At 66.5% G+C, this 13,529-nt stretch carries 12 protein-coding genes; 3 read left to right on the plus strand and 9 right to left on the minus strand.

Annotation, left to right across the window (positions count from 1 at the left end; genetic code table 11):
* Positions 1 to 147: 147 nt before the first annotated feature.
* Entirely contained in the window at positions 148 to 1,449 is a 1,302-nt protein-coding gene (gene fucP, locus ACCQ13_RS00595) for an L-fucose:H+ symporter permease (protein WP_104603471.1), read from the plus strand.
* Positions 1,450 to 1,451: 2 nt separating this feature from the next.
* A complete protein-coding gene (locus ACCQ13_RS00600) occupies positions 1,452 to 1,811 on the plus strand; it encodes an L-fucose mutarotase (RefSeq protein WP_167526796.1) in 360 nt (119 codons plus the stop codon).
* A 310-nt stretch (positions 1,812 to 2,121) separates the two neighbouring features.
* Here ACCQ13_RS00600 and ACCQ13_RS00605 read toward each other — a convergent pair whose 3' ends face one another.
* The 9 genes from ACCQ13_RS00605 to acs form a co-directional block, all read right to left on the minus strand.
* Positions 2,122 to 3,444, minus strand: a complete 1,323-nt coding sequence (locus tag ACCQ13_RS00605; protein WP_104603470.1) for an L-fuconate dehydratase — start codon at positions 3,442 to 3,444, stop codon at positions 2,122 to 2,124.
* A gap of 181 nt (positions 3,445 to 3,625) precedes the next feature.
* The gene (locus ACCQ13_RS00610) at positions 3,626 to 4,483 is read right to left on the minus strand and encodes a fumarylacetoacetate hydrolase family protein (protein ID WP_159406438.1); all 858 of its coding nucleotides are present in this window, start codon (positions 4,481 to 4,483) and stop codon (positions 3,626 to 3,628) included.
* 56 nt (positions 4,484 to 4,539) lie between these two features.
* Complete coding sequence (locus ACCQ13_RS00615; protein ID WP_159406439.1) at positions 4,540 to 5,310, minus strand: SDR family oxidoreductase; 771 nt, start codon at positions 5,308 to 5,310, stop codon at positions 4,540 to 4,542.
* Entirely contained in the window at positions 5,307 to 6,179 is an 873-nt protein-coding gene (locus ACCQ13_RS00620; RefSeq protein WP_104603467.1) for an amidohydrolase family protein, read from the minus strand. Before ACCQ13_RS00620 ends, ACCQ13_RS00615 begins: the two co-directional genes overlap by 4 nt.
* On the minus strand, positions 6,176 to 7,177 hold the full coding sequence (locus ACCQ13_RS00625; RefSeq protein ID WP_104603466.1) for an aldo/keto reductase: 1,002 nt from the start codon (positions 7,175 to 7,177) through the stop codon (positions 6,176 to 6,178). The genes ACCQ13_RS00620 and ACCQ13_RS00625 overlap by 4 nt, the downstream gene beginning before the upstream one ends.
* A 534-nt stretch (positions 7,178 to 7,711) precedes the next feature.
* Positions 7,712 to 7,915, minus strand: a complete 204-nt coding sequence (locus tag ACCQ13_RS00630) for a hypothetical protein (RefSeq protein WP_104603465.1) — start codon at positions 7,913 to 7,915, stop codon at positions 7,712 to 7,714.
* 3 nt (positions 7,916 to 7,918) lie between these two features.
* Positions 7,919 to 8,482, minus strand: a complete 564-nt coding sequence (locus ACCQ13_RS00635; RefSeq protein WP_208800558.1) for a peroxiredoxin family protein — start codon at positions 8,480 to 8,482, stop codon at positions 7,919 to 7,921.
* A 412-nt stretch (positions 8,483 to 8,894) separates the two neighbouring features.
* Positions 8,895 to 9,563 carry a response regulator transcription factor gene (locus tag ACCQ13_RS00640; protein WP_104603462.1) on the minus strand — a complete coding sequence of 223 codons (669 nt, stop codon included), beginning with the start codon at positions 9,561 to 9,563 and terminating at the stop codon, positions 8,895 to 8,897.
* Between the two features lie 312 nt (positions 9,564 to 9,875).
* Complete coding sequence (gene acs / locus ACCQ13_RS00645) at positions 9,876 to 11,819, minus strand: acetate--CoA ligase (protein WP_159406440.1); 1,944 nt, start codon at positions 11,817 to 11,819, stop codon at positions 9,876 to 9,878.
* Between the two features lie 296 nt (positions 11,820 to 12,115).
* Between acs and ACCQ13_RS00650 the strand changes: the two genes are divergently transcribed.
* The gene (locus tag ACCQ13_RS00650; RefSeq protein WP_167526797.1) at positions 12,116 to 13,501 is read left to right on the plus strand and encodes a DcaP family trimeric outer membrane transporter; all 1,386 of its coding nucleotides are present in this window, start codon (positions 12,116 to 12,118) and stop codon (positions 13,499 to 13,501) included.
* Positions 13,502 to 13,529: the final 28 nt, after the last annotated feature.

Raw genomic sequence — 13,529 nt, forward strand, 5'->3', positions numbered from 1 at the left:
AGGGGGACCGGCAACGCGGGCAGGGGTCAATGGGAGGCTGTGCGTGCAAATATAAACAAAGATTTTATATTTGCATGGTGTGGGCGCGCGCAGTACGCTCGCTCGATTGCAACGCAAGCGCCACAGCCTTGGGAGGGGAACGGTCGCATGCATCACAGTGACATTGCCGCGTCACCGCGCGGCAACCTGGCGCGTACCGCCCTGGTGCCTCTGGTGTTGATCGTCAGCCTGTTCTTTCTATGGGGTATGGCCAACAACCTCAACGACATCCTCATCAAGCAGTTCAAGAAGGCCTTCGAACTGACCGACCTGCAGGCCGGGCTGGTGCAGAGCGCCTTCTACATGGGCTATTTCGTGTTCGCGATGCCGGCGGCGATGTTCATGCGCCGCTATAGCTACAAGGCTGCGGTGGTGCTTGGCCTGCTGCTGTATGCATGCGGGGCGTTCCTGTTCTATCCCGCCGCGCAGGTGCACACCTATTGGCTGTTCCTGCTGGCGTTGTTCGTCATCGCCAGCGGGCTTGCGTTCCTGGAGACCACCGCCAACCCGTTGGTGACCGTGCTCGGCCCGGCCGATGGCGCGGCGCGGCGGCTGAACCTGGCCCAGGCGTTCAACCCGCTGGGCTCGATCACCGGCGTGCTGGTGGGCCAGCACTTCATCTTCTCCGGCGTGGAGCACAGCCCGGCCGAGCTGGCGGCGATGGCACCGGCCGCGCGCGAAGCGTTCTTCGCCACCGAATCGGCGGCGGTACAGACGCCGTATCTGGTCATCGGCGTGGTGGTGGTGCTGTGGGGGATCCTGATTGCGCTGGTGCGTTTTCCCACCGGCGCTCCGGATGCCGTGGACGGCCAGGCACCCAGGCGCGCGCGCTTTGGCGAATTGCTGCGTAACCGCCGGTTCGTGTTGGCGGTGGTGGCGCAGTTCTTCTACGTGGGCGCGCAGGTCGGGATCTGGAGTTACCTGATCCGCTACCTGCAGGATGCGGTGCCGGGCACACCGGAAAAGACCGCAGCCACCTACCTGACCATCTCGCTGGTGCTGTTCATGGCCGGGCGCTTCATCGGTACCGCGCTGCTGCGCTACCTGGCACCGGCCAGGCTGCTGGCCAGCTTTGCCACGATCAACCTGCTGCTGTGCGCCGTCGCCATCGCCTTGCCGGGATGGACCGGGCTGTACGCCCTGGTGGCGGCCAGCGTGTTCATGTCGGTGATGTTCCCGACCATCTTTGCACTGGGCTTGGACGGCATGCATGACGATGCCCGCAAGCTGGGCTCCTCGTTGCTGGTGATGTCCATCATCGGCGGTGCGCTGCTCACCGCGCTGATGGGCGCGGTATCGGACCTGGCCGGCATCCACTGGGCCATGGCCGTGCCGGGGGCGTGCTTTGCGGTGATCCTGGTGTTTGCCGTGCGTGCGCATCGCACGGCGCCCATCGTGGCAGGAGCCTGAGCATGCCGCGTCTTTGCTATGTGCTGGACCTGCACGACGATGCGGCCTTGATCGCCGAGTACGAACGTTGGCATCAACCCACCGAGGTGTGGCCGGAAGTGGTGGCGTCGCTGCGGCAGGCCGGCATCGAGGAACTGGAGATCTTTCGCAGCGGCGACCGGTTGGTGATGCTGATGCAGGTGAGCGCGCACTACGATCCGGCCGCCAAGGCCGCGCGCGATGCGTCCGACCCGCGCATCCAGGCGTGGGAAGACTTGATGTGGCGGTTTCAGAAACCGCTTCCTGGCAGTGAGCCAGGTGAGAAGTGGCGCCAGGCCGGACGGATCTTTGCGCTGAGCGAGGCGATCGAGGCGCAGAGGTAGCGCGCCCTCATCCGCCCTGCGGGCACCTTCTCCCGCAGGCGGGAGAAGGGCGTGATCTGCGTTCGGTGCTTCGCAAGGCCGAAGACTCAGCCCCCAAAGCGCCCACCCGCATAGCTGAGCCTGCCGAAGACCGACGACTCCCTTCTCCCGCGAGCGGGAGAAGGGGGTGATCTGCGTTCGGTGCTTCGCAAGGCCGAAGACTCAGCCCCCAAAGCGCCCACCCGCATAGCTGAGCCTGCCGAAGACCGAAGACTCCCTTCTCCCGCGAGCGGGAGAAGGTGCCCGCAGGGCGGATGAGGGACGTACGTGTTCAGCCCTCGGCACTGCCCGCTTGATCCTCAACCCAGAACCGTCCATCCGGATAGCGGAATTCCGCAATCGAGGCGGCATGCATTTCGGCGGAGAAGCCCGCCGCCTCCGGAGCGAGATAGCGGCCATGGCGGATGCGCACCGGGTCCAGGAAATGCTGATGCAAGTGGTCGACGAATTCGATCGCGCGGTCTTCCATCTGGCCGGTGATGGTGACGAAGTCGGCCATGGCCAGGTGCTGCACCAGTTCGCACAGGCCCACGCCACCGGCATGCGGAAACACGCGGACGTTGAACTTGGCGGCCAGCAGCAGGATGGCGAGGTTCTCGTTGACCCCGCCCACGCGCGCGGCATCGATCTGGATCAGGTCCACCGCACCAGCCTGCAGCAGTTGCTTGAACACCACCCGGTTCTGGGTGTGTTCGCCGGTGGAGACCGGCACCGGGGCGATGCCCTGGCGGATCGCGGCGTGGCCGAGGACATCGTCCGGGCTGGTGGGTTCTTCGATCCAGGCGATGTCGAATTCGGCCAGCTGGCGCATCCAGTCGATCGCCGGGCCTACATCCCAGCGCTGGTTGGCATCCACCGCCATCGCGATGCCCGGGCCGATGGCTTCGCGTGCCAGGCGGCAGCGGCGGATATCGTCCTGCACGTTGGCGCCGACCTTGAGCTTGATGGTACGGAAGCCATCAGCGACTGCTTCCTTGGCCAGGCGCACCAGCTTTTCGTCCGAGTAGCCGAGCCAGCCGGGTGAAGTGGTGTAGGCCGGGTAGCCTTGCGCGATCAACTGCGCGATGCGTTGCGCGCGCTGCGGCTGCGCATTGCGCAGGATGGCCAGCGCTTCGTCGCGGGTGAGCGCATCGGTGAGGTAGCGGAAGTCGATGGTGTCGACCAGCTGCTCGGGCGTGAGCTCGGCGATGTAGCGCCACAACGGCTTATTTGCCGCGCGTGCAGCCAGGTCCCAGGCAGCGTTGATGACCGCGCCGATGGCCATGTGCATCACGCCCTTCTCCGGGCCCAGCCAGCGCAGTTGCGAGTCATTGGTGAGCCGGCGCGCAAAGGCACCGAGATCGGCAACGACCTCGTCGACCTGCAAGCCGATCACATGCTCGGCCAGTGCAGCCACCGCCGCAGTCTGCACGTCGTTGCCGCGGCCGATGGTGAATACCAGGCCGTAGCCGGCCAGGTCATTGCCTGCATCGGTGCGCAGCACGACATAGGCGGCCGAGTAATCCGGATCGGGATTCATCGCGTCCGACCCATCGAGCTCGCGCGAGGTGGGGAAGCGGACGTCGTGGGTTTCGAGGGCGACGATGGTGCTCATGGAAGTCCTGGGCGGTGGAAGGTGGAATAAGAACGAACGGACAGAAACGGGAATAGCCAGGCGCGCTGAAGCCCCTCTGCCGAGAGGGCAGGGGCTCCGATTGCGTCGCACCGATGCATTGCCATGCCCCCGCCGCATGCCGCTCTCATGGCGGCCGAGGTGCTGGGAAGGTCGATGGGCGTCAGGCCGCATCGCGCGGATGCGCCACCACCGGTTGACGCTGGCGGCCAAGGCCTTCGATCTCCAGTTCCATCACGTCGCCCGGCTTGAGGTAGACCGGTGGCTTCTGTCCCAGGCCCACGCCCGGCGGGGTACCGGTACTGATGACATCGCCCGGCATCAGCGTCATGTAGCGGCTGATGTGGCTGACCAGTTCGGCTACGCCGAACACCATCGTGCGGGTGCTGCCGTTCTGGTAGCGGTGGCCGTTGACCTCCAGCCACATCGACAGGTTCTGCGGGTCGGCCACCTCGTCGCGGGTGACCAGCCACGGACCGATCGGGCCGAAGGTGTCGGCACTCTTGCCCTTCACCCATTGGCCGCCGTGTTCCAGCTGGAATTCGCGCTCGGACAGGTCGTTGATGACCGCATAGCCGGCAACATGGTTGAGCGCCTGGTCCACCGCCACATCGCGCGCCACATCGCCGATCACCACGCCCAGCTCCACTTCCCAATCGCTCTTGAGCGAGCCGCGCGGAATGATGACGGTGTCGTTGGGGCCGCACACCGCGGTGGTGGCTTTCATGAACAGGATCGGCATCGTCGGGACGTCCATGCCCGATTCGGCGGCATGGTCGGCGTAGTTCAGCCCCACGCAGATGAACTTGCCGATACGGCCCACGGCCGCGCCGTAGCGCGGCTGGTCATCGATCACCGGCAGCGCGGACACATCCAGCGCGCGCAATTTATCCAGGCCGGCGTTGGTGAGATGCTCACCGGCGACATCGTCGATCACACCGCTCAGGTCGCGGATGCGACCTTGTGCATCGATCAGGCCGGGACGTTCGTGGCCTTCGGCGCCAACGCGTACGAGTTTCATGCTGTCTTCCCTTGCAGGTGAGGAATGGAGGAGGCGTTATCGGATGCCGCGCGCGCTCAGTTCGACCAGCCGCCATCGATGATGTGGGTCTGGCCGGTGGTGAACGAGGATTCGTCCGAGGCCAGGTACACCACCAGCTGCGCAATCTCGCGCGCCTCGCCCAGGCGACCCATCGGCTGGCGGTCGGTGAAGCTCTTCCAAACCGCCTGTTCGTCGCCGCCCAGTGCCTTGACGCGCTCGCCCAGCGACGGCGTCTTGATGGTACCGGGGCAGATCGCATTGCAGCGCACGCCCCGGGCCACGTAGTCGGCGGCAATCGCCTTGCTCAGGCCGATCACGGCGGCCTTGGTGACGCCATAGGCGAAGCGGTTCGGCACGCCCTTGATGCTGGAGGCCACCGAGGACATGTTGACGATGCTGCCGGCGCCGCGTTCGAGCATGCCCGGCAGCACCGCCTTGCAGGTGTAGTACATCGCATCGACGTTGATCGAAAACGAACGCTGCCACGCCGGCGCGTCGCAGTCCAGGATACTGCCCTGGTGCACGTAGCCGGCGCAGTTGAACAGCACATCGAACGGGCCGTGTGCGGCCACCAGCGCGTCGATCGCCGAGGCGTCGGTGACGTCGAGCAGTTGCGTGGTGATCGTGTCGGATTCGGCGGCCAGCGTCTGCAGCGCGGCAGCGTCGATATCGGTGGCGAGGACCTGCGCGCCAGCGCGCGCGCAGGCCAGCGCGCTTTCGCGGCCGATGCCGGCGCCGGCGGCGGTTATCAGGCAGCGCTTGCCATGCAGGCGCGTAGTGGAAGCGGTGGAAGCAGAGAGGGTCATACCGATGAGGTTCCGTAGGTGGGGGCCGCCGGCCGTGGCAGACGATAGAACGTGCGTGCGTTGTCGCCGAACACCGCATCGGTGTGCCCGGGCGCATGCTGCGTGACCAGTTGCTGTGCGAGGCCGAGCCACTGCGCGTACTCCGCGCGCTGGGTCAGCACCGGCCAGTCGCTGCCCCAGAGCAGGCGGTGCGCGCCAAAGCGTGCGAACAGATGCGCCACATACGGCTCCAGCGCATCCATGCCGGCGCCGCGTGCCGCTTCGGTGAGCAGGCCGGACAGTTTGCAATGCACATGGAGAGATTGCGCCAACGCCGCCATGCCGGCCGCCCAGGCGACGAACTCGCCCGCGGCGATCTGCGGCTTGCCGCCGTGATCGACGACCACGCGCAATCCCGGGTGGCGCTGCAGGCGCGCCTGCAATGCGGGCACATGGGCGGCACGGATCAATGCATCGAACGCCAGCTCGTGGGCGAGCATTGCATCGAAGGCGGCGTCGAGGTCGGCACTTGCCAGCCACTGCACATCGGCAATGTCCTGCACCATCGGACGCAAGCCCTTGAGCAGGCCGCCGCCGGCACGCACCAGTGCGTCGATGCGCGCGGCGGCATCGGGCGCGGCGAAATCCACCCAGCCCACCACGCCGGCAATGCGCGGCTCATCGCGCGCCAGTTCGAACAGGTAACAGGTTTCCGCCTCTGTCGCGGCCGCCTGCACGACGACCACGCTGCCAACGCCAGCCGCGTCCAGCGCCGCGCTCACATCGTGCGGGGCGAAGTCGCGGTAGAGCGGCGCCAGCGCAGGCGTCAGCCAGCCGTAGTCGCCACGGGCCAGGTGCCAGAAATGCAGATGCGCATCGACGCGGTTCATGGCGTGGGCAGGTCTGCGGCGAGCAGGCCGCCGTCGCGCAAATGCTGCCACAGCGCGGCCGGAATGGACGCCTGCAGGCGGGTGGCAGCCGAGTGCACCTCCGCCACGTTGCGCATGCCGGCCACCACCGTGGTCACCGCCGGATGGGCCAGCGGGAACTGCAGGGCTGCCGCGCCGATATCCACCTCGAACGCCGCGCACGCCGCATACAGCCGCTGTGCGTGCTGCAGCGTGGTGGTGTCCACCGGTGCGTAGTTGTAGGTAGCGCCGGGCCCGCGCGCGTCGCTGAGCAGGCCGGAGCTGTACGGGCCGGCGGACAGGATCGACACCCCGCGTTGCTGCGCTTGATCGAGCAACGCGCGCGCGCCGTGCTGTTCCAGCAGCGTGTAGCGGCCGGCCAGCATCACGCAGTCGAGCGGAAAGCGGGGCAGCACCTCCAGTGCCACGTCCTGCTCGTTGACGCCCAGCCCGATCGCCCCGCAGGCGCCGGCGGCCTTCAGCTCCGCCATCGCCGGCAAGGCCTCCTCCAAGGCCTGCCGCAGCACGCGGGCGTGGTTGTCGCCATGGGTCAGCGCACCGATGTCGTGCAACAGCAGCACGTCGATGTAGTCGGTGCCCAGGCGCTGCAGGCTGGAAGCGAACGCGCGGCGCACGCCATCGGCGCTGTAGTCGAACGCGGCGCGCCGGCCGGCCACCGCGAAACCCTCGCGGCCGGCGACGGCCTGCGCGTCGTCGTAAACGCAGCGGCCCACCTTGGTCGATAGCGTGTAGGCGTCGCGCGGCACCCCGGCCAGGCCGCGGCCCAACCGTGTCTCGCTCAGGCCGTAGCCGTAGTAGGGCGCGCTGTCGAAGTGGCGGATGCCGGCCTCGAACGCCCCCGCCACCGCCGCCAGCGCAGCGTCCTCGGCCACTTCGGCATACAGGTTGCCGATCGGCGCGGCGCCAAATCCCAGCGACGACAAATGCACCTGGGTGTTGCCTAGCTGTCGCCGCGACATGCTCACGCGCGTCTCTCCGCAGGCGCTGCCAGGGCGGCATGCGACGGTACGGAGTCCGGAGAACAAGGGCTGGGCATGGCAAGGTCCACTCGCCGGCAGGCACCCGGCTGTTCGCATATGAATATGGCAATCATGAGTGAACAGATCACGCTGCGGTGCAGCATAACGCGTCGATCAGGGCGAACGGTGCCGCTGGGGCGGGCGGCCGTCAGTTTGGGTGTGGAAGGCGCGCTGAAACCGGGATGCCGCCGTGGTCGGTGCCGCTTCCGGGCATCGGCCCACTCCACGGCTGCGCAGTCGTTGTGGGTCTCACGGGTAGGAAGATCCCCGTGCCGAAAGCGGGGGCGGCACGCTGCGCGGCACGGCAGGGGATGCTATGGACGTTCCGTCAGGGATGTTGGTGCAGGCCCGGGCGCGCTGGACGCCTTGCCGTTGGCGATACGCACCGCGCATGAGATCGGATCCGCGCGCTGGGTCACCTGTGCAGAATGACCACGGCGCGAGGGCGGGGCCTGGATGGCCCCGCCGCTGGACTCAGCCGCAGCAGTAGCAGACGTTGCCCTGGCCCAGGTCGCCGCCGAACTCGGGGCACTCGGCCTTGCAAGCCCACGCGCTACACGATTCGGCTTTCGGTTGTGCGCCATCGACCGCCATCACCTGGAACGCACCGAAACCGGTGCTGGCCAGGAAGGCCGCTGCCATCAACGCACTGCGCAAGCTTACCCAACGCTTTTTCATGCCTTACTCCCTCACTGTTGCAAAAGCCGCTGGCGCGTCCGTGCGGCGCAAGGCGGCAACCAGGTCCTGCACCCGCTCCGTGGTATCGAAGACGCCAAGATGGGAATGGCGCACGCGCCCCTGCCCATCGATGGCCAATAGCAGCGGCACGTTGCGCGCGCGAAACAGCATCAGCGCGCGACGATCGGTCAAACTGACCACCGGAAAATCCAGCCCATGCACATGCGCATAGCGCGCGGCTTGCGCCGGATCGCACTGGCAGACCCCAAGCAATTGCGGATGCCCGGGCAGGTTGGCCTGCAGCTGGTGCGCCGCGCGCAGCACCGTCGGCGCCGAGCGCTGGCAATACGGGCAGGTGGTGGTGAAGAAGAACAGCACCTGCGCCTGCGCCTGCGGTGCGCCCAGCAGGTGACGCTGACCCCGCGCATCGGTGGCCTCCACCCGTGGCACGTACATGCCCGCGTAGGGGCTGCTGACGCGCGTCTGCAACCACTGCTGCTGCAGGCGCAATTGCCGGTTCTGCCAGGCCAGCACGGCGATCAACGCGCAGGCCACCAGCAGGCCCATCCAGAGCCAGGGAAAACGTCGCGCCATGCCAGCTCCAGAGCACCCTTGAATGGCCGAGCCTTGCCCAGTGATGCGCAGATGGTCAATGGTGATAACGACAACTGCGATACGGCGCGGTCTGCGGTTGTGGATGCGATCACGCCGCTGCGCTTGGGCTTGCCAGCGAATCGATGTAGCACTGGCTGCGTTTGCGCGGCTATTGAAGTGCGCTTGGGCCGGGGGTGCGGTCGCGCCCGGGTGCGCTCCTACGGGGAGGCGTGATTGCGGTTATCGTGGCGCTGCGCTTGGGCTTGCCAGCGAATCGATGTAGCACGGGCTGTGTTTGCGCGGCTATTGAAGTGCGCTTGGGCCGGGGGTGCGGTCGCGCCCGGGTGCGCTCCTACGGGGGGCGTGATTGCGGCTGTGGTGCTTGTCAATCTTCTTCGGGTGGCGGCAATACGATGCCGTCTGCGTCGATGGCGAGCTTGCCGGCCATCAGCACGGCCTGGGTGCGGTTGGTGACGCCGAGCTTGCGCAGGATTGCGGTGACATGCGCCTTGATGGTGGCCTCGGAGACACCCAGGTCGTAGGCGATCTGCTTGTTGAGCCGTCCTGCGCCCAGCATCTGCAGCACACGGAACTGCTGCGGGGTGAGATCGCGCAGGCGCTGGCCGACTTCGCGTTCCTCGCTGTCGGTGGGCGGCAGCTGCTGCGCTTCGGTGGGAATCCAGCGCTCGCCGTCGAGCACCGTGGCCAGGGCGCGGCCGATGGTGTCCGAATCGGCGGACTTGGGGATGAAGCCAAACGCCCCATGGTCGATCGCCCGCCGCATCACCGTGGGCTCCTCGCGCGCGGACACCACCACCACCGGCAGCTGCGGATGCAGCGAGCGCATATGCACCAGCGCACTGAAGCCCTGCGCGCCGGGCATGTTGAGGTCCATCAACAGCAGGTCGGCATCCGGTTGCGCATCGGCCAGCGTGTACAACGCATCGACGTTGTCGGCCTCGAACAACTGCACTCCCGGCATCACGCGCTGCACCGCCCCGCGCAAGGCTTCGCGGAACAGCGGGTGGTCATCGGCAATGAGCAGCGTGGTCATGTTGGGGCCGGGAATGGGGAATCGGGAATGGGGAATCGCAAGAGCAGAAGCAAAGCACAAGAGCGACATCAACAACTAAGGGCAACAGCAACAGCGGTGAGAGATGGTGCGTATGGTGGCTCGGGGAAAGCCGCGAAACACCGGTTAACAGAGACGGACTGGAGACGGTCTTTACAATCCCCATGCCGCCTCTGCACCCCGTTCGCAGGGAACCGCTTCAACGATTCACCATTCCCGATTCCCTCCGGTCGCAGGGAACCGCTTCAACGATTCCCCACTCCCGATTCCCCATTCCCAACGCGCGCCAGCGCGTTACCTCGCCAGCCGCTCGTTGACCAGCGAATCCACCACCGACGGATCGGCCAGCGTGGAGGTGTCGCCCAGTTGGTCGGGTGCGTTTTCGGCGATCTTGCGCAGGATGCGGCGCATGATCTTGCCCGAGCGGGTCTTGGGCAGGCCGGGGGCCCACTGCAGGTGATCGGGCGAGGCGATCGGGCCGATCTCCTTGCGCACCCAGCTCACCAGTTCCTTGTGCAGTGCGTCGCTGGGTTCTTCGCCGGCGATCAGGGTCACGTAGGCATAGATGCCCTGGCCCTTGACGTCGTGCGGGAAGCCGACCACCGCCGCTTCGGCCACCTTGGGGTGCGAGACCAGCGCGCTTTCCACCTCGGCGGTGCCGATGCGGTGGCCGGAGACGTTGATGACATCGTCCACGCGGCCGGTGATCCAGTAATAGCCATCGGCATCGCGGCGGCAGCCGTCGCCGGTGAAGTAGCTGCCCGGATAGGTGCGGAAGTAGGTGTCGATGAAGCGCTGGTGGTCGCCGTAGACGCTGCGCATCTGGCCCGGCCAGGAATCCAGCAGTACCAGGTTGCCTTCGGTGGCGCCTTCCAGGATCTTGCCTTCGGCATCCACCAGCGCCGGCTGCACGCCGAAGAACGGCAGCGTGGCCGAGCCCGGCTTGAGGTCCACCGCGCCGGCCAGCGGCGAAATCAGGATGCCGCCGGTTTCGGTCTGCCACCAGGTATCCACGATCGGGCAGCGGCTGTCGCCGACGACCTCGTAGTACCAGCGCCAGGCTTCGGGATTGATCGGCTCGCCCACGCTGCCGAGCAGGCGCAGGCTCTTGCGCGAGGTCTGCTTGACCGGCGCCTCGCCATCGCGCATCAGCGCGCGGATGGCGGTGGGTGCGGTATAGAACAGGGTGACCTGGTGCTTGTCGATCACTTCCCAGAAGCGCGACACGCTGGGATAGTTCGGCACGCCTTCGAACATCAGCGCGGTGGCGCCATTGGCGAGCGGGCCGTAGACGATGTAGCTGTGCCCGGTGACCCAGCCCACGTCGGCGGTACACCAATAGATGTCGTCCTCGCGCAGGTCGAACACCACTTCGTGCGTGTAGCTGGCAAACAGCAGATAGCCGGCGGTGGTGTGCAGCACGCCCTTGGGCTTGCCGGTGGAGCCGGAGGTGTACAGGATGAAGAGCGGGTCTTCCGCGTTCATGCGCTCGGGCTCGCACTCGGCCGGCTGGCCGTCGACCACGTCGTGGAGCCAGCGGTCGCGCGGGGCCTGCATGTCCACCGCGCCGCCGGTATGGCGCACCACCAGCACGGTTTCCACCGTGGTGGTGCCGGGGATCTTCAGGGCGGCGTCCACGTTGGCCTTGAGCGGAATCTTCTTGCCGCCGCGCAGGCCTTCGTCGGCGGTGATGATGAGCTTGCTCTGGCAGTCGATCACGCGGTCGGCGATGGAGTTGGCGGCAAACCCGCCAAACACCACCGAATGCACCGCACCGATACGCGCGCAGGCCAGCATGGCCACGGCCGCATCGACGATCATCGGCAGGTAGATGGTGACCCGGTCGCCCTTCTGGACGCCCAGGTTGCGCAGCGCATTGCCGAGCTTGCACACGCGCTCATAGAGCTCGCGATAGGTCACCGGGTAGGAGGCGGCATCCGGGCTGTCGGGTTCGAACAGCAGCGCGGTCTTGTCGCCGCGGGTGGCCAGCTGGCGGTCCAGGCAGTTGACGCTGGCGTTGAGTTCGCCATCGGCGAACCAGCGGATGTGGAAGTCGTCCAGCGCGTAGCTGACGTCCTTGACCTGGGTGGGTTGCTTGAACCAGTCCAGCCGCTGCGCGGCCTTGCCCCAGAACTGCTCGGGGTGCTCGATCGATTCGCGGTACAGCGCTGCGTATTGCTCGCGGGTCACGCGCGCATCGGCGGCGAATGCGGGATCGACGGGATAAACATCAGCCATGGCAGCCTCACTTACGATGAACGTGTCGGGAGAGGGCACGGCAGCTGCCCTCGGAAAGCAATCAGTGTGCCGTATCCATTCTGTCCCGGCGTTCAACGCCGCCTTAGACCATGGTCGTAACCAGGCAGGTGCGCCAGCGCACATCCATTGCGCGTCCTGGTGCGGGCATTGCCATCCCGGTGGAATGCTGCGTTGCAGCTACGACCAAAGGCGAATAGGCTGCGAAGCGCGGACTGCCTCACGCTCCGCACAGCATCGCCATCAAAGCGCGAGGCCTTCATCGGGGAGAGGGGTTCATGAAACACCGTAATGCACCGCTGGTGCGTCATCCATTAGCCATGGCCGTGCTGGTCGCCAGTTTCCTGCCGGGGGTTGCGTTCGCGCAAACGGCCAAGGAAAAGGCACTGGAAGCGCGCATCGCCGAACTCGAGCGCCAAGTCCAGCTGCTGGTCAGCGCTCAGCAGCAACAGCAGGGCCAGATCGCCCAGACGCAGAGCCAGGTCAGCGAGGTGCGCACCTTGCAGGCCCAGGCACCTGCGGCGGCGCCTGCGCTGCCGGCCGGAAAGCGGCCGATCCAGCTGACCAGCATCACACCGAACGCGGTGGCGGGGACCACCTTCCGTTACGGTGGTTTCATCAAGGCCGACTTCATGACCACCCGCACCGGCGACGGCGCGTTGCCCGAGGGCGCGGTGGGCCGCTATCTGTATATCCCGACGCAGACGCCGGTCGGTGGCCGGGCGTCGAGCACCGACACCGACTTCCACGCCAAGTTCTCGCGCTTCAACCTGGGCGTGGACACCGTCACCGAGAACGGCGACAAGCTCACCGGCTTCATCGAACTGGATTTCTTCGGCAACGCGCTGGCCAACCAGGTCAACAACTTGTACGGCGGCACCTTGCGGCATGCCTACATGAGCTGGAACAACTGGCTGGCCGGCCAGACCTGGTCCAATTTCGTCGATGCCTCCATCCTGCCGGAAGCGGCCGACATCGTCGGGCCCACCGATGGCGCGTTATTCAGCCGCCAGAACCAGATCCGTTACACCCGTGGCGCCTTCAGCATCTCGGCGGAAAACCCGGAAACCCTCACCACGCCCTATCAGGGTGGCAACACCATCCTGGCCGCCGATCACGGTGCGATGCCGGACCTGACCGCGCGCTACAACTGGAAGGGGACCTGGGGCACCTTCGGCCTGTCGGCGATCGCACGGCAATACCGCACCCGCAGTGCGCTCACCAACGACACCGCCTTCGGTGGCGCCATCGCCGGCGGCGGGCGCTGGATCATCAATTCCAGCAACGACCTGCGGTACCAGCTGGCCTACGGCGAGGGTCTGGGCCGCTACCTGGGCCTGGGCAACGGCTCGGACGTGGAGCTGGACGTGGATGGCAACATCCACGCCGTGGGCACCTGGGCCGGTTGGTTGGCCTGGCGCCACGACTACACCCCCAAGCTGCGCACCACCATCATGTATTCGCGGGTGGACTACGACCACAGCCTGGCCAACACCGGCGGGCTTGCCAGCAAGTCGCAGCAGAGCATCCGTGCCAACGTGTTCTATTCGCCGTTGCCCAAGGTGGACGTGGGCGCTGAGCTGATGTACGGCCGTCGCGACGCGGAAAACGGCGACAGCGGCGACATCTCGCGCCTGCAGTTCACCACCAAGTACAGCTTCTAAGCTTCACTCATCGGTTCCCCCTGCCACC

The organism is Xanthomonas sp. NCPPB 1638 (assembly GCF_041475635.2).
Taxonomy (GTDB): domain Bacteria; phylum Pseudomonadota; class Gammaproteobacteria; order Xanthomonadales; family Xanthomonadaceae; genus Xanthomonas; species Xanthomonas cucurbitae.

Coding starts and splice junctions, on each gene's coding strand:
- fucP (WP_104603471.1), top strand. CDS start 148: ATGCATCACAGTGACATTGCCGCGTCACCGCGCGGCAACCTGGCGCGT.
- ACCQ13_RS00600 (WP_167526796.1), top strand. CDS start 1,452: ATGCCGCGTCTTTGCTATGTGCTGGACCTGCACGACGATGCGGCCTTG.
- ACCQ13_RS00605 (WP_104603470.1), bottom strand. CDS start 3,444: ATGAGCACCATCGTCGCCCTCGAAACCCACGACGTCCGCTTCCCCACC.
- ACCQ13_RS00610 (WP_159406438.1), bottom strand. CDS start 4,483: ATGAAACTCGTACGCGTTGGCGCCGAAGGCCACGAACGTCCCGGCCTG.
- ACCQ13_RS00615 (WP_159406439.1), bottom strand. CDS start 5,310: ATGACCCTCTCTGCTTCCACCGCTTCCACTACGCGCCTGCATGGCAAG.
- ACCQ13_RS00620 (WP_104603467.1), bottom strand. CDS start 6,179: ATGAACCGCGTCGATGCGCATCTGCATTTCTGGCACCTGGCCCGTGGC.
- ACCQ13_RS00625 (WP_104603466.1), bottom strand. CDS start 7,177: ATGTCGCGGCGACAGCTAGGCAACACCCAGGTGCATTTGTCGTCGCTG.
- ACCQ13_RS00630 (WP_104603465.1), bottom strand. CDS start 7,915: ATGAAAAAGCGTTGGGTAAGCTTGCGCAGTGCGTTGATGGCAGCGGCC.
- ACCQ13_RS00635 (WP_208800558.1), bottom strand. CDS start 8,482: ATGGGCCTGCTGGTGGCCTGCGCGTTGATCGCCGTGCTGGCCTGGCAG.
- ACCQ13_RS00640 (WP_104603462.1), bottom strand. CDS start 9,563: ATGACCACGCTGCTCATTGCCGATGACCACCCGCTGTTCCGCGAAGCC.
- acs (WP_159406440.1), bottom strand. CDS start 11,819: ATGGCTGATGTTTATCCCGTCGATCCCGCATTCGCCGCCGATGCGCGC.
- ACCQ13_RS00650 (WP_167526797.1), top strand. CDS start 12,116: ATGAAACACCGTAATGCACCGCTGGTGCGTCATCCATTAGCCATGGCC.